Origin of the sequence: Acinetobacter lwoffii, assembly GCF_024129715.1 — a bacterium.
Taxonomy (GTDB): domain Bacteria; phylum Pseudomonadota; class Gammaproteobacteria; order Pseudomonadales; family Moraxellaceae; genus Acinetobacter; species Acinetobacter lwoffii_U.
Genome location: NZ_JAMXXM010000002.1, coordinates 279,873 through 303,998 on the forward strand (window position 1 = coordinate 279,873; position 24,126 = coordinate 303,998).

20 protein-coding genes are annotated in these 24,126 nt (G+C 43.6%); 9 read left to right on the forward strand and 11 right to left on the reverse strand.

The features are described from left to right. Positions 1-368: 368 nt before the first annotated feature. The 3 genes from NI462_RS03120 to efp all read right to left on the reverse strand — a co-directional run bounded on the left by NI462_RS03120 (position 369) and on the right by efp (position 3,522). Positions 369-674, reverse strand: a complete 306-nt coding sequence (locus NI462_RS03120) for a YbdD/YjiX family protein (RefSeq protein WP_171054308.1) — start codon at positions 672-674, stop codon at positions 369-371. Positions 675-681: 7 nt separating this feature from the next. Then, positions 682-2,781 (reverse strand): carbon starvation CstA family protein, encoded by a 2,100-nt coding sequence (locus tag NI462_RS03125; RefSeq protein ID WP_253159038.1) that lies wholly within the window; start codon positions 2,779-2,781, stop codon positions 682-684. Positions 2,782-2,952: 171 nt separating this feature from the next. Further along, positions 2,953-3,522: an elongation factor P gene (gene efp, locus NI462_RS03130; RefSeq protein ID WP_004279747.1), complete on the reverse strand. Its 570-nt coding sequence runs from the start codon at positions 3,520-3,522 to the stop codon at positions 2,953-2,955. A 382-nt stretch (positions 3,523-3,904) separates the two neighbouring features. Between efp and epmB the strand changes: the two genes are divergently transcribed. From epmB to NI462_RS03145, 3 genes are read left to right on the forward strand one after another with little or no spacing between them, the layout of a single operon-like run. Further along, positions 3,905-4,927: an EF-P beta-lysylation protein EpmB gene (epmB, locus tag NI462_RS03135; protein ID WP_005251335.1), complete on the forward strand. Its 1,023-nt coding sequence runs from the start codon at positions 3,905-3,907 to the stop codon at positions 4,925-4,927. 9 nt (positions 4,928-4,936) lie between these two features. Beyond that, positions 4,937-6,682, forward strand: coding sequence for a cyclic-di-GMP receptor FimW-related protein (locus NI462_RS03140; RefSeq protein ID WP_253159040.1), 1,746 nt, complete (start codon positions 4,937-4,939; stop codon positions 6,680-6,682). Next, a complete protein-coding gene (locus tag NI462_RS03145) occupies positions 6,664-8,829 on the forward strand; it encodes an EAL domain-containing protein (RefSeq protein WP_253159042.1) in 2,166 nt (721 codons plus the stop codon). Before NI462_RS03140 ends, NI462_RS03145 begins: the two co-directional genes overlap by 19 nt. A 100-nt stretch (positions 8,830-8,929) precedes the next feature. Here the strand turns inward: NI462_RS03145 and rpmE are convergent, their stop codons facing one another. From rpmE to NI462_RS03165, 4 genes are all read right to left on the reverse strand, one after another. Next, on the reverse strand, positions 8,930-9,154 hold the full coding sequence (rpmE, locus tag NI462_RS03150; RefSeq protein ID WP_004279743.1) for a 50S ribosomal protein L31: 225 nt from the start codon (positions 9,152-9,154) through the stop codon (positions 8,930-8,932). Positions 9,155-9,349: 195 nt separating this feature from the next. Beyond that, on the reverse strand, positions 9,350-10,330 hold the full coding sequence (locus NI462_RS03155; protein ID WP_253159044.1) for a bile acid:sodium symporter family protein: 981 nt from the start codon (positions 10,328-10,330) through the stop codon (positions 9,350-9,352). Positions 10,331-10,474: 144 nt separating this feature from the next. Further along, on the reverse strand, positions 10,475-10,876 hold the full coding sequence (gloA, locus tag NI462_RS03160; RefSeq protein ID WP_004279741.1) for a lactoylglutathione lyase: 402 nt from the start codon (positions 10,874-10,876) through the stop codon (positions 10,475-10,477). A gap of 1 nt (position 10,877) precedes the next feature. After that, the gene (locus NI462_RS03165) at positions 10,878-13,046 is read right to left on the reverse strand and encodes an AmpG family muropeptide MFS transporter (RefSeq protein ID WP_253159046.1); all 2,169 of its coding nucleotides are present in this window, start codon (positions 13,044-13,046) and stop codon (positions 10,878-10,880) included. A gap of 198 nt (positions 13,047-13,244) precedes the next feature. On the opposite strand from NI462_RS03165, the gene NI462_RS03170 reads away from it, so the two are divergent. After that, entirely contained in the window at positions 13,245-15,869 is a 2,625-nt protein-coding gene (locus tag NI462_RS03170) for a Lon protease family protein (RefSeq protein ID WP_435574958.1), read from the forward strand. An 89-nt stretch (positions 15,870-15,958) separates the two neighbouring features. Here the strand turns inward: NI462_RS03170 and grxD are convergent, their stop codons facing one another. Continuing rightward, a complete protein-coding gene (gene grxD / locus NI462_RS03175) occupies positions 15,959-16,300 on the reverse strand; it encodes a Grx4 family monothiol glutaredoxin (protein ID WP_005104579.1) in 342 nt (113 codons plus the stop codon). 160 nt (positions 16,301-16,460) lie between these two features. On the opposite strand from grxD, the gene NI462_RS03180 reads away from it, so the two are divergent. Continuing rightward, positions 16,461-17,672 carry an aspartate aminotransferase family protein gene (locus tag NI462_RS03180; protein WP_253159048.1) on the forward strand — a complete coding sequence of 404 codons (1,212 nt, stop codon included), beginning with the start codon at positions 16,461-16,463 and terminating at the stop codon, positions 17,670-17,672. 59 nt (positions 17,673-17,731) lie between these two features. Here the strand turns inward: NI462_RS03180 and NI462_RS03185 are convergent, their stop codons facing one another. The 3 genes from NI462_RS03185 to surE all read right to left on the reverse strand — a co-directional run bounded on the left by NI462_RS03185 (position 17,732) and on the right by surE (position 20,466). Next, entirely contained in the window at positions 17,732-18,661 is a 930-nt protein-coding gene (locus NI462_RS03185; RefSeq protein ID WP_005246797.1) for a LysR family transcriptional regulator, read from the reverse strand. Between the two features lie 91 nt (positions 18,662-18,752). Next, positions 18,753-19,583, reverse strand: a complete 831-nt coding sequence (locus tag NI462_RS03190) for a peptidoglycan DD-metalloendopeptidase family protein (protein WP_253159050.1) — start codon at positions 19,581-19,583, stop codon at positions 18,753-18,755. A 94-nt stretch (positions 19,584-19,677) separates the two neighbouring features. After that, a complete protein-coding gene (gene surE / locus NI462_RS03195; protein WP_253159052.1) occupies positions 19,678-20,466 on the reverse strand; it encodes a 5'/3'-nucleotidase SurE in 789 nt (262 codons plus the stop codon). Positions 20,467-20,579: 113 nt separating this feature from the next. Between surE and NI462_RS03200 the strand changes: the two genes are divergently transcribed. From NI462_RS03200 to NI462_RS03215, 4 genes are all read left to right on the forward strand, one after another. Beyond that, a complete protein-coding gene (locus NI462_RS03200; protein ID WP_253159054.1) occupies positions 20,580-20,951 on the forward strand; it encodes an MCR_0457 family protein in 372 nt (123 codons plus the stop codon). Between the two features lie 161 nt (positions 20,952-21,112). Beyond that, entirely contained in the window at positions 21,113-21,493 is a 381-nt protein-coding gene (locus NI462_RS03205) for an MCR_0457 family protein (protein ID WP_253159056.1), read from the forward strand. A gap of 128 nt (positions 21,494-21,621) precedes the next feature. Continuing rightward, positions 21,622-22,770 carry a D-alanyl-D-alanine carboxypeptidase PBP5/6 gene (gene dacC, locus NI462_RS03210; protein WP_004279731.1) on the forward strand — a complete coding sequence of 383 codons (1,149 nt, stop codon included), beginning with the start codon at positions 21,622-21,624 and terminating at the stop codon, positions 22,768-22,770. Positions 22,771-22,881: 111 nt separating this feature from the next. Continuing rightward, the gene (locus tag NI462_RS03215) at positions 22,882-23,415 is read left to right on the forward strand and encodes a gamma carbonic anhydrase family protein (protein WP_153566479.1); all 534 of its coding nucleotides are present in this window, start codon (positions 22,882-22,884) and stop codon (positions 23,413-23,415) included. The last annotated feature ends 711 nt before the right edge of the window (positions 23,416-24,126 follow it).

The following is a 24,126-nucleotide window of genomic DNA, read 5'->3' on the forward strand; positions in this document are numbered from 1 at the left end:
CATCTGTCTGTGTAACTGAATAAAAATACTGATTAGAAAATGGCGAGGATTTAAATAATAGAAGAGTCAAAATGATCAGGTTGAAAAGAAGTAAGAAGCGCAGAAAACAAATAAAATGATCGACACAAATAGAGATCATTTTTCTTTTCGCTCAAATCTCAAAATACCAATCTGAGCTCATCCATCTATTTGAAAAGAATCATACTTAAAAGGTATAGAGACTTAAGCGATTTCATGGATTTTTATAATAAAACTTTTCTACGCTAGCTCAATCAATGACCTCAGATTTAACGCGATCGTCTATTCCTCATATTAATTTTTAACGATAAAAAAAAGCGCCCCGAAAGGCGCTTGCTATGAATTAATGATTAACACGGACACTTCTTCATATCACCGCCCGCAGATGGATAACGGGAATCCACACAGTGACGATAAAATGTTTTCGGGTCCATGGCTTCCAGATCGGGATGATGCTTGCGCATATGCTCCACATAGGTCTGGTAATCAGGTACACCGACCATCAGACGGAAACTTTGCTGCAAACGTTGCCACAAGGTCGCAATCCGCGACCAGTTTTTCGGATTCAGGATTAAATCCTTTTGTGACATCACGGTCATTTTGATGATTTTATAAATCATCGTTTTCCCGCTTTTGGCAAACTTCAGATTCATAATATTTCCCTTAATGACCTTTCGCTGGCTGAATCTCTTCAGGATCGCGATAAATCGCTTCTGCTTCATGTACAGATGGCTCAGGATTTGCCAAGGCACGACGGATCACGCGAATTGCAGCAAACAGCATCACAAAGGCCACAATCATAAAGAAAGCACAGAGCGCAGCATTAATCTGGTTCGACATCGCTACCGTCTGCATTTCTGCCACAGTTTTCGCTGGTGCCAGGATTTCATTATTGGCAATCGCCGTGTTGAAACGATCAGCCTGCGCAAGGAAACCAATCTTTGGATTTTCGTGGAAAATCTTCTGCCAGCCTGCTGTCATAGAAGTAATGAACAGGAACACTGTCGGGATAATCGTGACCCAGACATATTTCTGCTTCTTCATCTTGAACAAAATAACCGTACCAAGAATCAATGCCATTGCAGCCAGAATCTGGTTACCAATACCAAACAGCGGCCATAAACTGTTAATCCCGCCGAGTGGATCGACTACGCCCTGATACACAAAGAAGCCCCAGCCTGCCACTGCAACCGCAGTACCCAACAGGTTTCCGAAGAAGTTATGCGACTGTTTCACCGCTGGAATTACGATACCGACAGTATCCTGTACCATGAAACGACAGGCACGCGTACCCGCATCTACAGCAGTCAGGATGAATAATGCTTCAAACAGAATCGCAAAGTGATACCAGAACGCCATCATTTCACGACTATTAAAGATTTCCGTGATGATATGTGCCATACCGATTGCAAAGGTAGGCGCACCACCAGTACGTGACAGAATCGAGTTTTCACCGACTTCCTGTGCCAGTAAAGTCAAGGCTTCAGGCGTTACCACAAAACCAAGGGTTCGCACTGCTTCTGCTGCGCTTTCTGCAGTAGTACCAAGCAAGGCTGCTGGTGAGTTAATCGCAAAATAAATTCCTGGATCCAGAATTGCCGCACAGATCAAGGCCATGATCGCCACAAAAGATTCCATCAACATGCCGCCATAACCGATCATACGGATATCACGTTCGTTGTTGACCAGTTTCGGTGTCGTCCCCGAAGATACCAAGGCATGGAAACCGGAAATCGCACCACAGGCAATAGTAATAAATAGGAATGGGAACATAGAACCTGCGAATACAGGGCCAGTACCATCAACGAATTTGGTAATCGCTGGCAACTTCATTTCAGGCATGGCAAACAGGATACCAACAGCCAAACCTGCAATCACACCAATTTTCAGGAAGGTCGACAGATAATCACGTGGTGCAAGCAATAGCCAAACTGGCAGTACCGAAGCAATAAAACCATAAATGATCAATGCCCAAGTCAGCTCAGTGCCAGAAAGCGTAAAGAACGGACCCCAATATGGATGTTGTGCGATGTTTTCACCATAGATAATGCCCAGCATCATCAAGACAAAACCAATAATCGAGACTTCAGCAATTTTACCCGGACGGATAAAACGCATATAGATGCCCATAAAAATCGCAATCGGGATGGTGGCTGCAATGCTGAATACACCCCACGGGCTGTTGGTCAGGGCTTTCACCACCACCAGTGCCAATACCGCCAGAATGATGATCATCACGCCTAAGGCACCGAGCATCACGATAATACCGGCAAAGGTTCCGAGTTCCTGCTTGGCCATCTCACCGAGTGAACGACCGTCACGACGGGTGGAAATAAACAGTACCAGAAAGTCTTGTACCGCACCTGCCAGTACCACACCGACCAGTAGCCAGATCGTGCCCGGCAGATAACCCATCTGAGCTGCCAGGATCGGACCCACCAGCGGACCTGCACCGGCAATCGCTGCAAAGTGATGGCCAAACAGAACGCTTCTATTGGTCGGCACATAGTCCAGACCATCGGCCAGACGATGCGCAGGCGTTAAACGGCGTTCATTCAGCTCAAATACTTTAGTGGCGATAAACAAACTGTAAAAACGGTAAGCAATGCTATAGACACAGGCGGCGGCAAGTACCAGCCAGACTGCATTGACATGCTCACCCCGACTCAGTGCCAGAACTCCAAAGGAGACTGCACCCACAATGGCTACCAAAAGCCAAATCATTTTCGAAGTCAGCGTCGACTTCTTTTGTAAAGTTTCCATTCAATCCCTCATATTGTGATGCATACAAATCAGCGTGATTGTTGTTGTTCGAGGTACTGCTGTTTTCCCTTGCGACTTTACGCCTGTTCTTTTGCTTTTCCTCTAAGACTTTGGCATAAAAAAAGGGATGATTTAAATCATCCCTCTCGATAATAGTCTATTTTCAAACCATTATGCACGTTCTAAATAGTCACCAGTACGGGTATCTACACGAACGCTTTCTTCTTGCTGTACGAATAATGGAACACGTACTACAGCACCTGTTTCAAGTTTCGCTGGCTTACCGCCACCGCCAGAAGTATCACCACGAACACCTGGATCAGTTTCAACGATTTTAAGTACTACGAAGTTCGGTGGAGTCACGTTTAAAGGCACGCCATTGAACAACATGATGGTACATTTTTCATTTGAATCGTCTTTTAACCATTTTGCAGCATCGCTCATTGCTGTTTTATCAGCTGCGATCTGTTCAAAGGTAACAGGATCCATGAAGTTCCACATTTCGCCATCGTTGTACAAGTATTCCATTTCTACTTCAACGATATCAGCCGCTTCTAGGTTCTCGCCTGATTTGAAAGTTTTTTCCAGAACTTTACCTGATTTAAGGTTACGTAATTTTACGCGGTTAAAAGCTTGGCCTTTACCTGGTTTTACGTATTCGTTTTCCATGATTGAACATGGGTTGCCATCAAGCATAACCTTAAGGCCTGACTTGAAATCATTCGTAGAATAATAGGCCATGACTGGCGCACTCCAAACTTACTAACTTTAATCTATTGATGCTATGGGCTGTTGCGATGTCATTTAGCAAGTCTGACACGAACATTGAGTTGCCACATGCACATTCATTTGATGTTGCGTATTCTAAATGAGCAATACACTTTGCCGCAATGAAAAAATCCGCTTTCACCCACTCAGGCTGTTTAAGTTACAATCAGACATGAAAATCCTTTGTTTATTCATGTCTTGCTCAACGTTAAAATACCATCAGGCGAGCACGAAGATCAGCATAGCTTAATCACTCTTTATTTTATAGCGCAGTGGATTATTGCGCTTCCGCACAAACTGTTAAACTGTGCCCATCAGGCTTTGTCCTCTCACTTATTATTGTTAATCTTCCGGCATGACGAACTATTTATATCAAGAACAAAACTGGCAATCACAGCTCAGCGACCTGATCACTGATCCACGCGAACTGCTTGAAGTGCTGCAACTCGCACCTGAACAGCTTCTCTCAGGCGCCATTTTAGCTTCTGAACAGTTTAAACTGCGCGTACCACGTGCTTTTGTGGGCAAAATGCAGACCGGAAACCCTTTAGACCCATTGCTTTTACAAGTGCTGCCCCATCATCTTGAACTGGAAGAACATCCAGGATTTGTTACCGACCCCTTGGGCGAAGAACAGGCCAATCAGCAACCCGGCGTACTGCACAAATATAAATCCCGTTTCTTGCTGACACTGACTGGTGCCTGTGCTGTACATTGCCGTTATTGTTTCCGCCGGCATTTCCCCTATCAGGAAAATCTGCCTAAAAATGAAGACTGGATAAATATCAAGCAATATCTGGAAAGCCAGCCTGATATTAATGAAGTGATTCTGAGTGGCGGTGATCCACTAACCTTATCGAACCGGAAATTAAAAACCTGGATTGAACGACTAGAATCAGTACCACATCTCAAATTCTTAAGAATACATTCACGAGTTCCTATTGTGATCCCCAACCGAGTCGACGAAGAGCTACTTAGCATGTTAAAAAACAGTAGGCTACGTATTATTCTGGTGGTACACTCAAACCATGCATCGGAGCTGGATGACTTCACTTGCAAGCGTTTAAACCAACTGGTTCAACAGCAGATCACCGTTCTGAATCAGGCGGTTTTATTAAACGGGGTGAATGATTCTGCTCAGGTTTTAGTAGATTTAAGCTATCGCTTGTTTGATGCCGGGGTCATGCCTTATTATTTACATGTACTTGATAAAGTAAAAGGTGCGCATCATTTTGATTTAGCGCCTGACCATATTAATGAAATTTATACAGAAGTTTTAGCGAACCTGCCGGGGTATTTGGTTCCTAAACTGGTTCGAGAAATAGCGGGCGAGAAGAATAAGACACCGCTTTTTGGGGTTTCAACATTTTTGAGTTAAATAATAAAGATGAGCACGCATACTTCAGACATTTTTCAGACACCGACGGAACTTAAACGAGAGCAGTTGAGCTTTTGTCCAACCACTGCCAAGGCTTTGCAGGAATGGGTTGCGGGGATTTCGATTCTACAACTAGGGAATTCATCCAAATCCCTGTTTAATGCCTTATTGGAAGTTTCTGAGCTGAAATGTACAGAAACCCTGCGCTTTGACCTGATTCAGGTCTTGCATCCTACCCTTGAAAATGTCCTGACCAGTCTGGAAAAGCATTTCGTCAATCAGGGCCTGATCACTTCCGACCGGAATGACCAGATTATTGAGCTGGCTATGCTGCTGCGCAGTCATTTTGCCAAAATTTATATCGATATCGTCAAACGCTGTAATCATCAGCTGACCCATCAGAAGTTTTCGCTATTTTCTCTAGGCAAAAAGAAGAGCATTCAAACTGCCCGGATGGTATCGATTTATTATGCACTACAGCAACTCACCCTTCTGTTATATCAACAGCATATGCTATATAGCACGCCAGGTCTGAGACAATGGCTAGCTGCCCATCAACTGCTTGAATGTGCCATAGACAACAATTTCTATCAAAGTAATATCAATCAGGTATTAGGCACCCAGCATGAAATCCAAAATATTGCACATGCCTATGCACAGCTGATTTTACTGGATATCTTCAATACTCATCAGATCCGGCCTGCAGAAATTCAGGGCCTGTATCTATGCAGTTTTGACTGGGCCAAACTGGTACAGATCCTGCCGAAGGAAACCACGCTGTCCCGTTATGTAGTCGATGCCAGCAAAGATCATCCGCCGATCTTTAATACCCATCAAGAGCCACAGTTTCAGCCAAGCTTCTATATTTCTACCCAGAACCTGATGGATCATTTAACGGGGACTCAAAGCAAAAATGCCCAGTATCTGTCTCGGAATGAAAAACTGTTCCTGACCCCTGCATTGCATTTTCATATCTACAATCTGCTCTCAAACAATGTCGAGCGTCGTCATGAACGTTATGAATATTCAGCCCAGATCAATATCTGCTTTGGCTTGAGTGTGGCGCATTTTTACCTATCTAAAGGTAAAAACTTCAACGAAACCCTGGAACTCGAGGCCAATTATAATTTCCAGAGCGAAAGCAGTTTTGTCAGCTCGATGGAAAACGCCATTCCAAGTAGTTTTAGCAGCATCAAGGCGCTCGATCGAGAAACCAAACAGATCCATAGCGCTGAAGTTCTGGATATCAGTGTCAATGGTTACCGGATTAAATGGACTGGTATTACCCCGGCTAACCTGAAAACCGGTGAATTCATTCTGGTTCAGGAAAAAACCCAGAGTCAGTGGCGTGGCGGTGTGATTCGCTGGATCAAGCAGTCAACGGATAAGAGCCTAGAAATCGGGCTGGAAATTTTGGCACAAGAGCTCTTTCCTTGTGCAGCTTATACCCGTACCGAACGTCATCATGTCAACTATCAGCCTGCCCTGTTGGTGAAAATGACGCAACTGGATCAGGTCTCGACCAGCCTGATTGTCTCTGGTTCACAGATGTTTAGGGAAAAACAAACCATTCATTTACGTCTCGGTCAGGAAGAAATCAAAATCTATCTGACCAAAGCACAACTGATTACGCAGAGTTTCATCCGTTTTGATTATGAATTACTCAATGATCAGGAAGAAGAGATGATCGAAAACTTTATCGATCAGCACATGAATGAAAGCAGAAATCATGATTTATGGGAAGCATTGAAGTGAGAAATCCATTATTGTCTAAAAAGTTAAAACGTACTGAAACACGTTTACTGATTATTGATGATAATCAAATTAGATATAACCAAATCCGTGATCTTCTGACCAGTCATGATTATCAGGTCGATGCTGTGCTGCTGGATGATCTGCAGTCTTTTGAAAAACAATTAAATTTCAACTGGGATCTGATTATTTTTGGGCGTGCCTACGATCTGAAATACGAACAGGCCTTAGGGATCGTGCGTCTTTCGCTGCAACCTGACCTTCCGATGATTTTGCTTAAACCGGATGATTATCAGGCTGAACAGTATGCGCAATATATCCGTAAAGGGGTATATGACATTCTCAACTTCGACTACTTGGAACGCTTTTATGTGGGACTGGTCCGAGCATTGTCATTTAGCCGTTTGTCACAATCTCAGCAACATTTAATGACTGAGCTGGAAACAGCACAAATTCAGGCACAATCTTTAGTAGACGACAGCAACCGTGCTGTTGCCATCATTCAGGAAGGGATTCACATTCAGGTCAATGCGGACTACCTGAAACTGTTTGGCTTGCAAAATGAAGATGAGATCATTGGTCTACCTTTACTAGATCTGCTCCAGCCTTCAGATTTGAATGATTTTAAAACCCGTTTCAAAAAGATCTCTCAGGGTCAATTTGATTTAGGTCGAGTCGAGATTCAGTCTCTGAATCCGCATGTGTCCGCATCTAACCCATTAAAACTGGAATTCTTGCCTTCAACTGCTGAAGAAGATGCAGTACAAATTAGCATTGATACTCAATCTCAAACGGTTTTTTCCGAGAAAACTCCTGGAAAACCAAGTGTTTTTCAGTCACTTAAACGTGAACTGAACAAGCAGTCTGCACCGGTGAATGCCTTAGTCACTTTCTCTTTAAGTGCATATGACCCGGAAGTTCTACAATCTGACTGGGCCACTTTTAATGGGTACTTTGATGCAGTCAAAGAATTCCTCAAGGAACAGACCCATATTCCCCTGTTTAAACTGGAATATGATGTCGTTGTCGGTCTGTTCCAGGCAGACTCTAAAGCAATTCTTGAATCCAAACTGATCAGTTTAAATGCCTTAAGCAAACCGCAACTCATTACAGTGGGACAAAAGTCATTCCCTCTAAATTTGCGCTTAGGCTATGTCACGCTTGAACAGGGTTTACAGGATGAAATGCACTGCAATACGCTGATTGGACAAGCATTCTCGACATCTTTACCTCAAGCAGAAGCTGTACCTGAATTTAAACTCGACATTCCAGCCTCACTGAGCAGTCCAAGCTCTTTAGATATGCCGAGTATAGACTTCAGTGTTGCTGAAACACCAGTTACCAGCTCAACAGTTGCAGCTGTCAGTCCAGCAGTCACCTCTATTCCTAACGCTACACCTTCTATTTTGAAAGCCTTAAGTGAATGTCTAGAACGTGGCGAGATCCATTTAAAGTATCAGCAACTCTATGATAAAGAAGATACGCGTTTATATACCTATGAAGTGACCAGTGGCTTTATTTTTGAGAATAAATGGCAGGATATCTCTAGCCTTTTAGAACTTCATGAAGATGATGAACTGTCCATTAAACTGGATCGCTGGATTCTGGTTGAAGCCAGTAAACAGCTACACAACTTTATTACCCAGTATCCTGATGCAAGCTTAATTGTCAATTTGAACCGTGCCGTACTATTTAAAGACCGCACCTTCCCGGAATTTATTTCCAAGCTGATTACGATTATTCGCAGTAAAGTGAAGCATCCGCTAATCTTGCAATTCTCAGAAGAAGATATTTTACTGAATCAGCAAGATGCACAAAAATATCTACGCGTGCTGTATGAACATGGCGCACTGATTGCACTGCGTGATTTTGGTCAATCCATGTACAGTCAAAATTTACTGCGCGAACTTGAACTGGATGGTGTCAGCTTACATTCAAACTTAACCAATATGCTCAATAAAGATACCGAGATTGAGCAACTACAGGAAAAAATTACCAGCTACAATGAAATCAAGCCACTCAATATTCTGATCCGTGAATTAAATGATATGACACTGTTCGCGAATGCCTGGAACGTGGATGCCCGCTTTATTCAGGGGAATTATTTCCAGAAAAAACTTGATCATTTGATTGATGTACAAGATCACTAAGATCTTGCACAAACCTGTGCATTTAGGAAATCGAATGATAATTTTCTAAATTGCAGGCACAAAAAAAACGGGCTTAAAGCCCGTTTTTTCATTTTGGGTATTAACGTTTAACAGAACGTGACATACCAGCAAAACGTTGTTTGAACTTGTCGATACGACCGCCAGTGTCAACGTTCTTTTGCTTACCAGTGTAGAATGGGTGGCAAGCTGAACATACGTCTAGATAAAGAGTTTCTTTACCAAGAGCTGAACGAGTTTCGATTACGTTACCACATGAACAAGTAGCAACTAAAGTTTCATATTTTGGGTGAATATCGGCGCGCATCGTCGATTACTCCATTAGATTCAAGAAGGTTTAGCTGTCATCGCTATTGATCACTCTCAAATGAGGAAGCAGGAACATCGTTCATGCAGATCAACACCACAACAGACCATTCTTTTGGCCCACCGAGACGGATACCGTCAGAGCTAAGCACAACAAGTGGGCATTATTATACGTGAAACGAATTCAATATGCGAATTATTCTTCAGCTTCTGATTCACTCTCTTTGGCCCACAGATTGGCAATAATCCCGCAGACCATTAACTGAATCTGATGAAAAATCATGATCGGCAGGACAATCATCCCCAGCGGCTGGCCAATAAATAAAATTTGCGCCATCGGTACTCCACTGGCCAAGGTTTTCTTGGAACCACAAAAGAATGCCGTTTTTTGGTCAGCGCGGCTAAAGCCCAGCCAGCGTGGAATATAAAGTGATAATAACATCACAATGGTGAGTAACACCGAGCAAGCCAGCAATAGCAACAACAAGGTACTCAGGCTTACTTCATTCCACAGACCAGCCACTACGGCGCTACTAAAAGCGCCATACACCACCAGTAAAATCGAACCTTGATCGAAAACCTTGACGATTTTTGGCATTTTCATCATTTGCGGATAGATCCATGGACGCAGAATCTGTCCTAAAATAAACGGCACCAAGAGCAGCAGTGTAATCTGGATAATCGATGAAGTCGGATCAAAACCATGATCAGATTGACCGAGAATAAAAAATGCCACCAATAATGGGGTAATAAACATACCGATCAAATTGGAAAAAGAGGCGCTACATACCGCCCCGGCGACATTGCCATGAGCCACCGAAGTAAATGCGATCGAGGACTGCACAGTGGATGGCAGGAAACACATAAACAGGAAACCCCAATATAGTTCCTGTCCGAGCATCGGTAATAAAATCGGCTTGGCCAAAAGTCCGAGAATTGGAAACAAAGCAAAAGTTAGCGCAAAAACCAAAGTATGCAATTTCCAGTGCATAATGCCTTGCAGCACAGCTTCACGAGACAGTTTGGCGCCGTGCAGGAAAAACAGGATGGCGATCGCTCCTGTCGTCACCCAGCCAAAGACTTCAGCCGCCTGCCCCGAAACTGGCAACACACTGGCTAGAAAAACCATCACAAACAACAGTATCGTAAACCGATCCAATGCCAAGAACTTAAGCATATCCCTATAATCCCTCAGATTTTATTGTTTGATATAAAAATGCCCGGCTATCTTAACAGATGCCGGGCCCATGCTATGCACTCAGATTGATGTAATATTTTCATCTATACATGAATGCATTTCATATATCTCGCTACATCACACTTAGTTATTACGTGCATTGTTGTCTTGCTGGATCAGCTCGATCTTGTAGCCATCTGGATCTTCTACAAATGCAATTACAGTCACGCCACCTTTCATCGGACCGGCTTCACGCACCACATTACCGCCACGCGCTTTAATCTCTTCGCAAGCCTTGTAAGCATCATCAACTGCAATCGCGATATGACCATAAGCATTGCCCAGTTCATAGCTGTCTGTATCCCAGTTATGCGTCAATTCCAGTACGGTATGATTTTCTTCATCGCCATAACCGACAAAAGCCAAGGTAAAACGGCCCTCTTCGTAATCACGCTTACGAAGCAAAGTCATGCCAAGTACTTCAGTATAGAACTTGAGAGATTGTTCTAAATTGCCTACACGTAACATGGTATGCAGCATGCGCATATTAATCATCCTTCTGTACAGATTGTTGTTGGTGTTCACCGAGCAGTTTTGCGACCCAAACCACCAGAATCAGGATCGGAATCCCGATTAGAGTAGTCATCAGGAAGAAATTCGGATAACCGATATTGGTGACTATAGTACCCGAATATCCGCCTAAAATCTTAGGGGTCAAAGTCATGAGTGAGCTAAAAATCGCATATTGAACAGCGGTAAAAGACACACTGGTCAAGCTCGACAAAAATGCAATAAACGCAGCACCAGCCAGCCCAGCAGCCAGATTGTCGACAATAATAGCAAAATAAAGCCACTTGTCGCTATAAGGTTTAATTACCTTACCACTGACTTCGACTGTATCTGAACTGTTGCCATCCACCACTGCCAAGGGCTGAATATCGACATCCAGATTCTGGGTACTAGCCAACTGATCATTGACCTGATAAACATGCGTGGTTTGCTGAAGTGCCTGATCATCTTGCATCAAGACTGCACTGATAATATGTGCAGGTGACTGAATCAGTTGCTGTGCAGGAATCGCGGCAGTAAATACGCCTTCACTTTCCAGTTTTGACTCAATATTCTGATCATTGATTTGCAAAACAATCTTTTGATTCTCTTGCAGTGCTTCACCGACATACTGGCCACGCACCACAATGGTCTTGTCCTGTTCAGCTACAGTGAGGGTATTGTCACTGGTAATCGGCAGGATCTGTAACTGGGTGCTGCCCTGTTCTGCAGTCAAATACGGCATACTGACCTGCACTGGCGCTTGATTGGTATTATCTGCATTAAGATAAGCGGCTGACACTTGTAGCTGTTTGCTCTGCGCCAGCACTGCACTCGGTACATCTAGCTTCCAGTAACCCACTTCATCGGTCTCTGCCTGATAAACCTGATTACCGGCTTTAACTTCCACAGCTGCCAGTTTTTCACCAGACTTGACCAGGCCGATAAAAATCAGGTTGGTAGAACAGGCCAGTACGGCACCGACAAACATCAGTTTCATGATGTTCATCTTCTGGGCCAAGAGCCCGCCAAGGAAACCACCGACTAAAGAGAAAATCACCCCATAGACTTTAACGGCCTCGGCAATCTGTTCTTTACTGAAATTCAGGTCCTGATAGAACACATTGGAAATGACGCCGGCAATAATATCGGAAACCCGATAAAAACCGATCAGCAATAACAACACCAATGCCAGTTTCAAGCCATAACGTTTAAAGAAATCTGCAACCGGATTGACCCAGGTTTCATAGGCCATTTGCTTGTTAACCGCCCCCATTTTTACCAAGCTTGCACCAATCGCAAAGGCCACTGCACCCGAGCCAACAAAGCGCAAAGCTTCAAAACAGAACAAGGCAAAGGTATCTTGAATGGCGAATTGTTCGGTGATGCTGGCCACCAGATTGCCCGAATAGATATAGCTCAAGACAAAACTGATCACCGCCACAAAAAATACGGCGACTAAACGGAAATAATCACTGCGCACATAGTGTTTTCGCACACGGTCAACCTGCGGCTCCCGAATGGACAGTGTGGTGATAATACCGACCAGCATGACAGCAGCCATCGCCAGATAGGTCCATTTCCAGGCATCATAGATATAGTTGCCTTTCGCAGTTCCCAAATAGGCCGCCAGAAACAAGGCACCAGCACCGGCCACAATCATCCCGATCCGGTAACCTGCATTATAGGTGGAAGCCAATACGGTCTGCATCTGGGTTTCCGCCAGCTCAATCCGGTAGGCATCAATCACAATATCCTGCGTTGCTGCGGAGAAACCAAGCAGGACAGCACCGAGCGCCATTTGCTGTAAATGTGTGGCACCCAAAGCCGGATCAGAAAAGGCCATAATGGAAATGGCACAGACAATCAGAATCTGCGCAATCAGCAACCATGCACGACGACGTCCCAGAGCCTTGGTCAGAAAAGGGACAGGAAGTTCATCAATGAGCGGTGCCCAGACGAATTTAAACGAATAGCCCAATGCGGCCCAGCTAAAGAAAGTTACTGCACTTTTGCTGATTCCGGCCTCACCTAACCATAAAGACAGACTGGAAAAAATCAGAAGAATCGGCACACCAGCCGAAAATCCCAAGAACAGCATGATCAATGCACGTCGATCTAAAAATGCTGTAAATGCGGATTTCCAACCCGTCGTTTGTGTTGTCATTGCTTTATTATTTTCCGCAGAAAAACCAATTGCTGCTATTCAATCCTGTAATAGCGTATCTTTCAACAAGATTTATATATTTATCACATTTCCGGTTTTTTATTTTCTGGCAAAAGCGACATGTTGGCTTGAATTTTTCAAGTAAATCTGTATACCTTAACTCTCATCAACGTAATATTTCGTTTTGGATTTTCAACAGTGACCCAGAGACTCGATCAAATTAATTCTTTTATTGCCAGCAACACCAGCACAACTCCACAAAAGATCCGCTCAGATTTACTTATCTCTGCATTTGAACAAAGCGAAATTAAAAATACTCTGGACCATACCCGGTTAACATCCACCCAGCTGACGCACATTCCAAACTTAGAAAAAATTCCTGCGTCAACCAAACGGATCAAGCCCCTGAATAACTTTTTGGGCCAAGATCGCGCACGCGCCTCAGTTGAGGCCGGGATTGCCCTGCCTTATTCCGGCTATAACATTTTTGCTGTGGGTACCGCAGGACTCGGAAAACGCACCATGGTGAAGCGTTTGCTGCAACAGCACGCCAAAACTATGGAAACCCCGAATGACTGGGTGTTCGTCAATAACTTTCAGAACCAGCGTCAGCCGATTGCGCTAGAACTGCCCTCAGGTCAAGGGCCGAAATTCCAGGCCATGTTGAATCAAAGCTGGCAAACGATCCTCAAGCAGCTTGAGCGCCGTTTTACTGCAGAGACCTATCATAACCGCATTGAAATGATTCGCCAGGAAACGGGTGATGAACAGCAGCAGGCACTGATCGAACTGACCAAAGAAGGCGCAGAACTGGATCTGAAGCTGATCTCGCGACATGATGAGCACTGTTTTGTCCCTGTGCATCTGATTGATGACAAATTGCAGGAAATGTCTCAGGAAGATCTGAATGCATTAAGCAACAAAGATCGTGCCGAACTAGCCTCTAACATGCGCTATATGGACAAGAAACTGGAACGTTTGGGTTTACACCTAGGTGACCTGGAAGATGATGCACGCGATCGCGTACAGATCCTGAACCGTGATATCGCCAAGCAGGTCGTCTTGCCGCGAGTCGAACAGATTCTAGCGAAATTCAAACATGTGGAAGGTCTGGAACATTATCTGAAATATTATGCCGAAGACATTATCAATAATGTCGAAATCGTGCTGGAACAGGAAGAAGATGACTTCACTCCGGCACTGTTCAGTCGCGTTCCTGCACGTTATCAGGCCAATGTGATTATCACACACAAGCCGAACAGTGGTGCACCAGTGATCTTTGAAGATTTTCCAACGCATTACAACCTTTTGGGTCATGTGGAACAACTGACTCAAAATGGTACGATTACCACGGACTTTACTTTGATTCGTCCAGGTACCTTGCATAAAGCTAATGGCGGCTTCCTGATGCTGGAAGCGGAACAATTGCTGGAACAGCCGTATGCATGGCAAGGCTTGAAGCGCGCGCTTAAATCGGGACATTTAAAACTGTCTTCACTTGAGCATATGATCACGCTGACCGGCAGTATTTCGATTGAACCTGCCTCAATTCCCCTGAATATCAAGGTCATCTTGCTGGCTGAGCCTGAAATCTATTATGAAATTTTAGAGCTTGAACCAGAGCTAGGCAGCATCTTTAAAATCCGTGCCGATTTCACCGATACATTACAACGTAATGACAATAACGAGCAGGCTTATATGCAGCTGATTGCCGACTATGTGCAATCGGATAAATTATTGCCTTTTGACCGTTCTGCTTTAGCCGCCTTGCTCACAGATTCCAGCCGTCAAGCCGAAGATCAAAGTTCATTGTCATTACATGCTCTGACGCTGGGCGATCTGATCCGTGAAGCACATCATCATGCCTTCCAGGCCGGTGACAAGATGGTTTCAGAAAAACATATCAACACCGCACTGGATCACCGTAAATATCGTCTCGGCTATTTACGTGAACTGTATTGGCAAGATCTGACTCGTGGTACTCAACTGATCGAAACCCGCGGCCATCGTCTGGGCCAAATCAATGCCCTGTCCGTCATTCATTATGCTGATGTCGAATTTGGTCTGCCTTCACGACTGACTGCTTCGGTGTATCAAGGTGGCGGTGATATTCTGGATATCGAACGCAGTGTGGAACTTGGTGGCTCTTTGCATGCCAAAGGCGTGTTACTGATGTCATCCTTCCTGAAAGCGCATTTTGGTCGTGAACAGACCTTACACTTCTCTGCTGCACTGGCCTTTGAACAAAGTTATGGTCAGGTCGATGGTGACAGTGCCACTGTTGCGGAACTTTCTGCCTTACTGTCGGCCATCAGCCAGTTACCGATTGATCAGTCATGGGCCATTACCGGTTCCATGAACCAGCTGGGACAAGTACAGCCGGTAGGTGGTGTGAATGCCAAAATTGAAGGTTTCTTTGATGCTTGCAAGTTACAAGGTCTGACCGGAAAACAAGGTGTGATTATCCCGCGTCAAAATATGCAGCATCTGATGCTGCGTAAAGATGTCACCATTGCTGTGGAAGAAGGTCAGTTCCATATTCACGCGATTGATACCATTGATCAGGCGCTGGAAATCCTGATGGCGCGTCCTGTCGGTACCTTGGATAAAAAAGGTCGCTATAGCAAAAATTCAATCTATGCCGCAGTGATGGCACAGCTGGATTATTGGCAAGCGATTGAAGATGGTGCCGAACTGGTCGAAGTACCGAAGAAAAAGAAAAAAAAGAAGAAGAAAGACAAGAAGCAAATCGTCGAGCCACAAACTGAAGTTGAAGCTGATGTTTCGACAGTTGAACAGCCGGATGCAGCGACAGAGGATTAACTCTGACCTTGACCTAAGCAAAAATAGAGACAAAAAAAGCGCTTCTCAATGAAGCGCTTTTTCACATCTGGACTTAATTTAATACAAAATTAAGCATCAACTGCCGGGCTGTACTGTTCAACTAAAGGCTTTAATTCACCTTTTTGGAACATGTCGAGCATGATATCACTACCGCCGATCAACTCACCATTGATCCAAAGCTGTGGAAATGTCGGCCAGTTGGCGATTTGTGGTAACATCGCGCGAATGTCCTGGTTTTCCAGAATGTTTACATAAGCAAACGGACGACCAATTTGACTGAGTGCTTCTACTGCACGTGCAGAAAAACCACATTGTGGAAATTGCGGTGTGCCTTTCATGTAAAGAAGTACTGCGTGTTTTGCAATTTGGTCACGAATTAACGCTTCGGTATCGCGTGCTTGTTCAGTCATTGATAAATCCTCAACTCATCTGTCTCGCATTATACCCAAATCCAGGCAAAACAGTATGTCTAAAGCAATAATTCCAATTTTATTTACAATTACCCTTTAAATCTGAGCGGGTTTTTGCTTATATAAGTTTTTCTTTCCACCTAACAGTTAAGAGTTAGTCATGAATAATATTACCCTCGCACCGGTACAAACTGATCAACCGTCTCATTTGATGCCTGTTTTTGGCCGTCAACCGATCAGCTTTGTCCGAGGACGAGGTGCATATCTTTATACCGAAGATGGTACAGAGTATTTAGATGCATTAACCGGCATTGCCGTATGTGGTTTGGGACACGCGCATCCAGTTATTGCCGAAGCGATTGCTGAACAGGCAGCGACCCTGATTCATACCAGCAACCTGTTTGAAGTGCCTTGGCAAACCGCTGCCGCACAGAAACTGGCTGAAGTTGCAGGCATGGAAGAAGTATTCTTCTCAAACAGTGGTGCAGAATCCAATGAAGGTGCAATCAAAATTGCACGTAAATTCGGTCATATGCAAGGCATTGCTTCACCAAAAATTATTGTTGCTGACCAGTCTTTCCATGGTCGTACCATGGCCACCCTGTCTGCTACAGGCAATAAAAAAGTGCAAGAAGGTTTTGGCCCGCTGGTTGAAGGTTTTATTCGTGTACCTTTTGGTGATATCGAAGCAATTGAAGAAGCTGCAATCAATCATCCGGATATCGTAGCGATTTTGATTGAGCCTATTCAGGGTGAAGGCGGTGTGAATACCGCACCTCAAGGTTTCAGCTATTTAGAAGAAATCCGTCATATCTGTAACCAGCACAACTGGCTGATGATGCTGGACGAAGTACAAACTGGTAATGGCCGTACCGGTAACTACTTTGCTTATCAGCACACCAATATTATTCCGGATGTACTGACCACAGCCAAAGGCTTAGGAAATGGCTTCCCAATTGGCGCGGTGATGACCCAAGGTCGTGGCGTCGGTGTATTAACTGCTGGAAATCACGGCTCTACCTATAGCGGTACAGCACTGGGTTCGCGTGTGGTTTATACTATTCTCGATATTATGCAAAAAGAAAATATCGTCGCGAATGCGGCTGAAAAAGGTGCTTACATCGTTGACCAGCTGCGCAATAAACTGGCAGATCAAAATGTCATCGTACGTGGTTTTGGTCTGATGATCGGGATTGAATTACCAAAAGAATGCGGTGATCTGGTTGCGATTGCACGCGATGAATACAAGATGATTATCAATGTCACTGCAGGCAATGTCGTTCGTCTGTTACCTACCCTGAATATTACCCAGGAGCAGGCAGACCAGTTGATCGAACGTCTGGTAAAAATGATCAAAGCTTATTTGGCATAAAGTCCTAGCCTAAAAATTAAAAAAGCCGCTCTAAAGCGGCTTTTTTATTATTCTGCATTCTATGATGCGTTTTGTAACATACGTCCGCCAGAGATCTGGCTAAAATATTGTTTCAAGGTATCAAGACAACGAAGAATTTTTGTAGGTTGTTGTTCACGTTTCGGAATAACCGCATACAGTGTAATCGGTGGCAGTCTCCATTCAGGCAGAACTTCAACTAAAGTACCGTTAAGCAAATCCTTTTTAGCATCAAGATATAAAACCTTGGCAATCCCATTGCCCTGCAAGCACATCGATTTCGCAACCAAACCGTTATTGGTACTGAAACGGGATTTCAGTTCAAATTCGGCTTTTTCTGCAGTATTTACATGTTGAAAATGGTAATACTGATGGTTTTTAAGCTGTGTCAAAGGTAAGACCTCATGATTTTTAAGGTCATCAGGTCTCGAAATAATAGTGCTTTGATTAATATAACTCGGTGTCGCCACCAGAATTTGCTCAATCTGTATCAATGGCACAACCTGAAGATTATGCTCATCATTTTTCTGTTCAAATCTTAGGGCGATATCAACCCGCCCATCCAACAAATCAACCTCATGATTGTTTGTTTCTAAATGTACTGCCAAGCCGCGATGTGCAGCCATCCAATGAGAAAGTGCAGGAATCACATGATTCGCGCATAATTCTGGCAAAGAAACGATACGCAGCTCGCCCACGAGATCATCACGTAACTCATTGATCCGGACTTTACCGCGTTCAGCAGCAGATAACATTTCTTGACAGCTATGGAAAAAAGCTTGTCCCGCTTCGGTCAGACTTAATTTTCTCGTAGAACGGTTTAGAAGTACGACTTCCATATCGTGTTCTAATGAGCGAATTTGTTGACTGACGGCGCTGGTCGTAATCCCTAATTCACGGGCAGCACCGCTGAACGAGTTTTTTTCCACAACGCAAGCAAAGACACCCATTGCTCGAAGTTGATCTAACATAAATTTCCCTCTAAACTTATGAGGTGCTCCATCATTTGATAAAAGCAACTTATTGTATTATACGGCGAAATTTACACTTTGCATTATTTATTTAATTGTTTGGTAAAACTGCAGTAGGATTAATAGGTTTGCCGTCTAAACGCACCTGAAACTCCAGCATGGTGCGGGTTGTACCAGTCGACCCCATTTCTGCAATTTTTTGACCAGCCGTTACATTTTGGCCACTTTTCACGTTCAATTTACTGTTATGTGCATAAGCCGTGATATAGCCATTGATATGCTTTACCAACACCAGATTGCCATATTCTTTCAGACCATCAGCGGCATACACCACCTGCCCGTCTGCTGCTGCAAATACCGGATCGCCGACATTGCCACTATAGCGGGTGCCCTTGATATTAGAAGCTAAATTGTATTGCTGAAGAATCGCACCATTCGATGGTTTTACCCAACGTAAACCTGCTGCAGTAGATACTGGCGTTACAGGTGCAGATGTACTGACGCGTGGTGTGGTTTGTACTGTCGTTGCTGGCGTAACCGGTGCCGGTGTAGGCACTGCAATTGTTTGACGCTGGATTGGCGCTGCCTGAGTCACTGCCTGAGTACTGGTGCTACGGCGCGCAGTATTGCTTTTCAGGCGGATTGATTGTCCGACATAAATCCGGTACGGCGCACTGATATCATTCATCTCGGCAACACTGATATAGTTCAGTCCATAACGTGCTGCAATCCCACTCAATGTATCTCCTGAACGCACCGTATAGAAATCAGGAGCTGTTGCATAACGCGTTGCATTATTCACCTGGGGTTTGGTGGCACAACCGGTAATTACTCCTGTAGAAATAACAACGGTCGATAAAACGAGGGTTTTAATCAGGGTTGCAGGCGAAGCTACGACACATTTCGGTAACACCAAGAACATTATCTTCCTCTCTAATGCTATACGGTTGCAAAATTCCGTTAAGATTAGCAAAGTTTTACGGCAATATACTTGCAATCGCGAGTTTTTCACAAAGTTATAACACTAAGGACGCATTTTCTGCCAATTGTGTTTGTAAATTCCGCAGACTCTCATAATTGGTAGCATCCATCTGAATCGGGGTAATACTGACATAGCCATTGGCGACCGCAGAGAAGTCCGAATCAATTTCGTTAAATCCTGGCTTAGGGTCTGCGACTGCTTCTCCTGAGAGTCCAATCCAGAATACCTGACGACCACGTGGGTCTACATGACTCGTCACCGGTTTAGACTGACGGCGGCGACTTTGATACGTCACTTTTTCACCCTGTAATTCAGTTATATCTGGAATATTGATATTAAAAATATGACGTTCAGGCAGCATAGGCAAACCACGAGCAATGAAATCATGCACCCACTCGGCGGCCAGCTGATAATCCTGAGGCTGTTGATAGCTGCGTACATTCGGCCCACTTAGTGATACGGCAATCGCAGGATGTTTACTTAAACGCCCCTCAAAGGCTGCACCGACCGTACCGGAATACAAGACATCATCACCCAGATTCGCGCCGCTATTAATCCCGCTAATGACCAGGTCAAATTCAAAGTCAAACAGCCCGTTCATGGCCAGGTAGACACAATCTGCCGGAGTCCCATTAACAGCCCAGACATCTGGAGAAATCTGGATTGGACGTAAAGGACGATCTAGAGTTAAGGCACTGGAAAAACCGCTGCGTTCACTTTCCGGCGCCACGATCACCACTCGCCCCAAAGGTTTTAGCGCTTGTGCCAAAGCCTGAATACCCGGTGCGAACACCCCATCATCATTTGAAACTAAAATATTCACTGAAAAAATCTCGTTGCGCTAAAAAAGTGACTGGTAAGGACATTTCATTGTATTAGTGTAGGGATTATATATATTTATCGCTCGACATCCATCTTTATAATATGTGGCTCAAGATGATTAAAAAATTCTCTTTATTTGGCGCTTTAACTTTAAGCGTGGCAGCATTTATTTCCCCTTCAGTCGTAGCGAATGATCTAACTACTGCAGAAAACGATACCATCGTGAAAGAAGATATTGCCGCAGCACAGGTCATGGCTGAGGTTTGCCCAACCGTGATTGGTCAAAGTGCAAAATTAAATAGCACCATTCAAGAATTGATCCAGTCTTATCTTGCAGAATATTCAGATAAAGGCATGAACTATACAAAGCTGCAGGCAGACAGCGAATATAAATCGCTACTCGAAGAAGCACGTCAGGGTGCCAAACAAACTGCCGATGACGAGCAAAAAACTGTCTGTGAAGAAGTTCTGGACTATCAGGGCTAAGTAATAGCATTGTTTAAAATAAGATGATGTTCACATCATCTTATTTTGCTTACAGATTTCTTCATAATTCTACAGCTTCGCTACATTTCCCCACTTTTCAATCGCAAAAATAAGTTTAAGCTAGGCAAATTATTGTTCTAAATCTTCTTTTTGAGTTTTCAATGAAAAATCCATTATTCCAAGCTTTAACATTCTGCGCAATTTCTGCCGCGACTCTTTTGGGAACTTCTGCTTTTGCAGCCGATGAAAACATTAACGTTACCCCAACTCAGCAAGTGACCAAACAGGAACTGGCAGCCATTTATGTGCTCTCTGAAATCTGCCCAAGCATGGTTAAAGACAAGGCACAATTTAATCAGGGTTATGGCAAGCTGGTGACTGAATATATGCCGGGCCAAAACAAGCCGGTTGAACGCTTGAATCAGCTGGCAAAACAGAAAGATTTCCGCAATATTCTGGCCGAAGCACAATCGGATGCCAAAAAAGCGGGCAAGCAAAAAAATCAGGTGATTTGTGACGAATTAACCACATATCAAAATTAAGCGAGATTTGTGCCGATTACTTACAATACTTTTGAAATAAGACCGGGTTTCCCATAGAAGTCAGCCTAGCTTTGTCCTAAAATGCTAGGCTCTTCGTGCTTACATCAAGATATAGGAACCCACTAGAAATGACCCAAAAAACTGCCCTTGCTGCATTATTATTAGTTCCTAGTTTTAGCTTTGCAGCAACTGTCTTATCTGCACCACCAGAATTGAATAATAAATCCTACGTGCTAATGGACTACGAGACAGGGCAACTTCTCGCTTCAAAAAATGAAAATGAAAAATTAGCCCCTGCTTCAATGACCAAGATGATGACCAGCTACATCATCGAACAAAAACTATTGAGCGGTGAACTCACTGAAGATGAACAAGTACGCATGAACGAGTCAGCATGGTGTCGCGGCAGTAGCGCGGAATCATGTATGTATGTGCCTTTAAACGGTACGGCAACTGCACTTGAAATGCTTCGCGGGATTATTATTCAATCAGGGAATGATGCGTCGAAAGCCATGGCTGAACATATTGCAGGGAACGAGGGTACCTTTGCACATATGATGAACCAGGAAGCTAAACGTATTGGCATGACCAATACCAGCTTTGTGAACTCAACCGGTATGCCGGCTGAAGGTCATTATTCAACTGCCAAAGATATGGCAACGCTGGCACAACACATCATTAAAGACAGTTCTAAATATTATCCGATTTATGCGGAAAAAGAATTTACCTTTAATGGCATCAAGCAAGGTAACCGTAATGCCCTGCTATATACTGACCCGAGTGTAGATGGTTTAAAAACTGGCCATACTGATGAAGCTGGTTATTGTTTGACCACCTCTTCAAAACGTGGACCTACACGTTTGATTTCAGTGATTTTTGGTGCACCAACCATGCAGGAACGTGCGACACAAACACGTGAATTGCTGGCTTGGGGTTATGCAAACTTCGAAACCAAAAATGTTCAACCTGCCAAACAGGTACTTGCCAAAGCCAAAGTTTGGTTTGGTAAGGAAGATGAAGTTCAGATCGGTCTTGCGGAAAACTTTAACGTGACCATGCCAAAAGGTCAGGCTAATGCGATTAAAACCCAGCTGGTGGTTCAACCTAAACTGACTGCACCTTTACAGCCTGGTCAGGTCGTAGGTAAATACGTAGCGACTCTGGATGGTAAAGTAATTTCAGAAAAACCATTGGTGGCTTTAAACGCGGTTGAAGAAGCTGGTTTCTTCGCACGTATGCTCGACCACATTAAACAGTTCTTCTCAAACTTGTTCTAAGTTTAAATAAACTGTTTTAGTCCCGGACTAAGACCAAAGCACTCATTCAGATGGGTGCTTTTTATTTTATACTATGCACATGATCCTTAAACTTTTAATGAGCAGATCACCATGAGCCAAAACATTCGTTCTTATTTAGACACGACTCCAGAAATTGATGAATCGTGTTATATCGATCCGATGGGAATCGTGGTCGGCGATGTGGTCTTGGCTGAAAATGTTTCTGTCTGGCCTTTTGCCGTGATTCGTGGTGATGTTAATTCAATCCGGATTGGTAAAAATTCGAATGTTCAGGATCATGCCATGTTGCATGTCAGTCATAAAAAAGCCGATAAACCGAATGGTTCGCCTTTGATCATTGGTGAAGATGTCACGATTGGCCATCATGTGACATTACATGGTTGTACGATTGGTAATCGTGTATTAATCGGGATTAACAGCATTATTCTGGATGATGTCATCATTCCGGATGATGTGATGATTGGTGCAGGTACGCTAGTTCCACCAGGAAAAGTTTTGGAAAGTGGCTGGCTCTATGTGGGTAGCCCGGCAAAAAAAGCACGTCCGCTCACTGAAAAAGAAATGGCATTCTTGCCTTATTCTGCACAAAATTATGTAAAAGTCTCTCGAAATTATCTTGGGTAAGTCAAAATAAATAGATCCCTTTATTTTAATCCTTTTGGTTTAATTCTTACTTTAAAACAAGCATAACTCGGAGGATTAAAATGTTTATTGCTGTTTACCGTTTCAAAATTAAACCAGCGAAAAAGCAAGCTTTTATTCAGGCATGAAAAAAGCGCACTGAAGGCATTTATCTGGTTTTAGGTTCTCTCGGTTCTCGCCTGCATAAAGAAGAAAAAACCGGTGATTATATTGGTTATGCCCAATGGACAAGCAGAACACATTGGGAAAATTCCGACTTTAGCTGTCTCAATTCAGAGGAATATTTAAAGCATAAAAAACCCGGTGAAGTGATGCGTGAGACCGTCATTTCAAGCGATACTATTTTGGAATTAGAGGTCGAAGCAGATTATTTACAATCGAGAGCGTTTCTTTTTGAATAATTTTTAAAGATTGGCATATTTCAATTCTACTTATCAGACATGAACATGATAAAAAATATTTCTAAAGTGTTTGCTGCTTATATTATTTACTATGACGGATTTAAAAAAAATTAAATGGATCAATGCGTAATATGTTGAGGCTATTTGTTCCTGCATTTATGTCTGTGATGACAATTAACTTATATAAACATTTAAAAGAATTAGGGCGTGTCCTCATTTGGCTTTACACCAAATAAATATGCAAGCAATGTAAATCATAGACTGGTAATTTCGTGCAAGCTTATCAAATCGG

Coding starts and splice junctions, on each gene's coding strand:
- NI462_RS03125 (WP_253159038.1), bottom strand. CDS start 2,781: ATGGAAACTTTACAAAAGAAGTCGACGCTGACTTCGAAAATGATTTGG.
- efp (WP_004279747.1), bottom strand. CDS start 3,522: ATGGCCTATTATTCTACGAATGATTTCAAGTCAGGCCTTAAGGTTATG.
- epmB (WP_005251335.1), top strand. CDS start 3,905: ATGACGAACTATTTATATCAAGAACAAAACTGGCAATCACAGCTCAGC.
- NI462_RS03140 (WP_253159040.1), top strand. CDS start 4,937: ATGAGCACGCATACTTCAGACATTTTTCAGACACCGACGGAACTTAAA.
- NI462_RS03145 (WP_253159042.1), top strand. CDS start 6,664: ATGGGAAGCATTGAAGTGAGAAATCCATTATTGTCTAAAAAGTTAAAA.
- rpmE (WP_004279743.1), bottom strand. CDS start 9,154: ATGCGCGCCGATATTCACCCAAAATATGAAACTTTAGTTGCTACTTGT.
- NI462_RS03155 (WP_253159044.1), bottom strand. CDS start 10,330: ATGCTTAAGTTCTTGGCATTGGATCGGTTTACGATACTGTTGTTTGTG.
- gloA (WP_004279741.1), bottom strand. CDS start 10,876: ATGCGCATGCTGCATACCATGTTACGTGTAGGCAATTTAGAACAATCT.
- NI462_RS03165 (WP_253159046.1), bottom strand. CDS start 13,046: ATGACAACACAAACGACGGGTTGGAAATCCGCATTTACAGCATTTTTA.
- grxD (WP_005104579.1), bottom strand. CDS start 16,300: ATGACTGAACAAGCACGCGATACCGAAGCGTTAATTCGTGACCAAATT.
- NI462_RS03180 (WP_253159048.1), top strand. CDS start 16,461: ATGAATAATATTACCCTCGCACCGGTACAAACTGATCAACCGTCTCAT.
- NI462_RS03185 (WP_005246797.1), bottom strand. CDS start 18,661: ATGTTAGATCAACTTCGAGCAATGGGTGTCTTTGCTTGCGTTGTGGAA.
- NI462_RS03190 (WP_253159050.1), bottom strand. CDS start 19,583: ATGTTCTTGGTGTTACCGAAATGTGTCGTAGCTTCGCCTGCAACCCTG.
- NI462_RS03200 (WP_253159054.1), top strand. CDS start 20,580: ATGATTAAAAAATTCTCTTTATTTGGCGCTTTAACTTTAAGCGTGGCA.
- NI462_RS03205 (WP_253159056.1), top strand. CDS start 21,113: ATGAAAAATCCATTATTCCAAGCTTTAACATTCTGCGCAATTTCTGCC.
- dacC (WP_004279731.1), top strand. CDS start 21,622: ATGACCCAAAAAACTGCCCTTGCTGCATTATTATTAGTTCCTAGTTTT.
- NI462_RS03215 (WP_153566479.1), top strand. CDS start 22,882: ATGAGCCAAAACATTCGTTCTTATTTAGACACGACTCCAGAAATTGAT.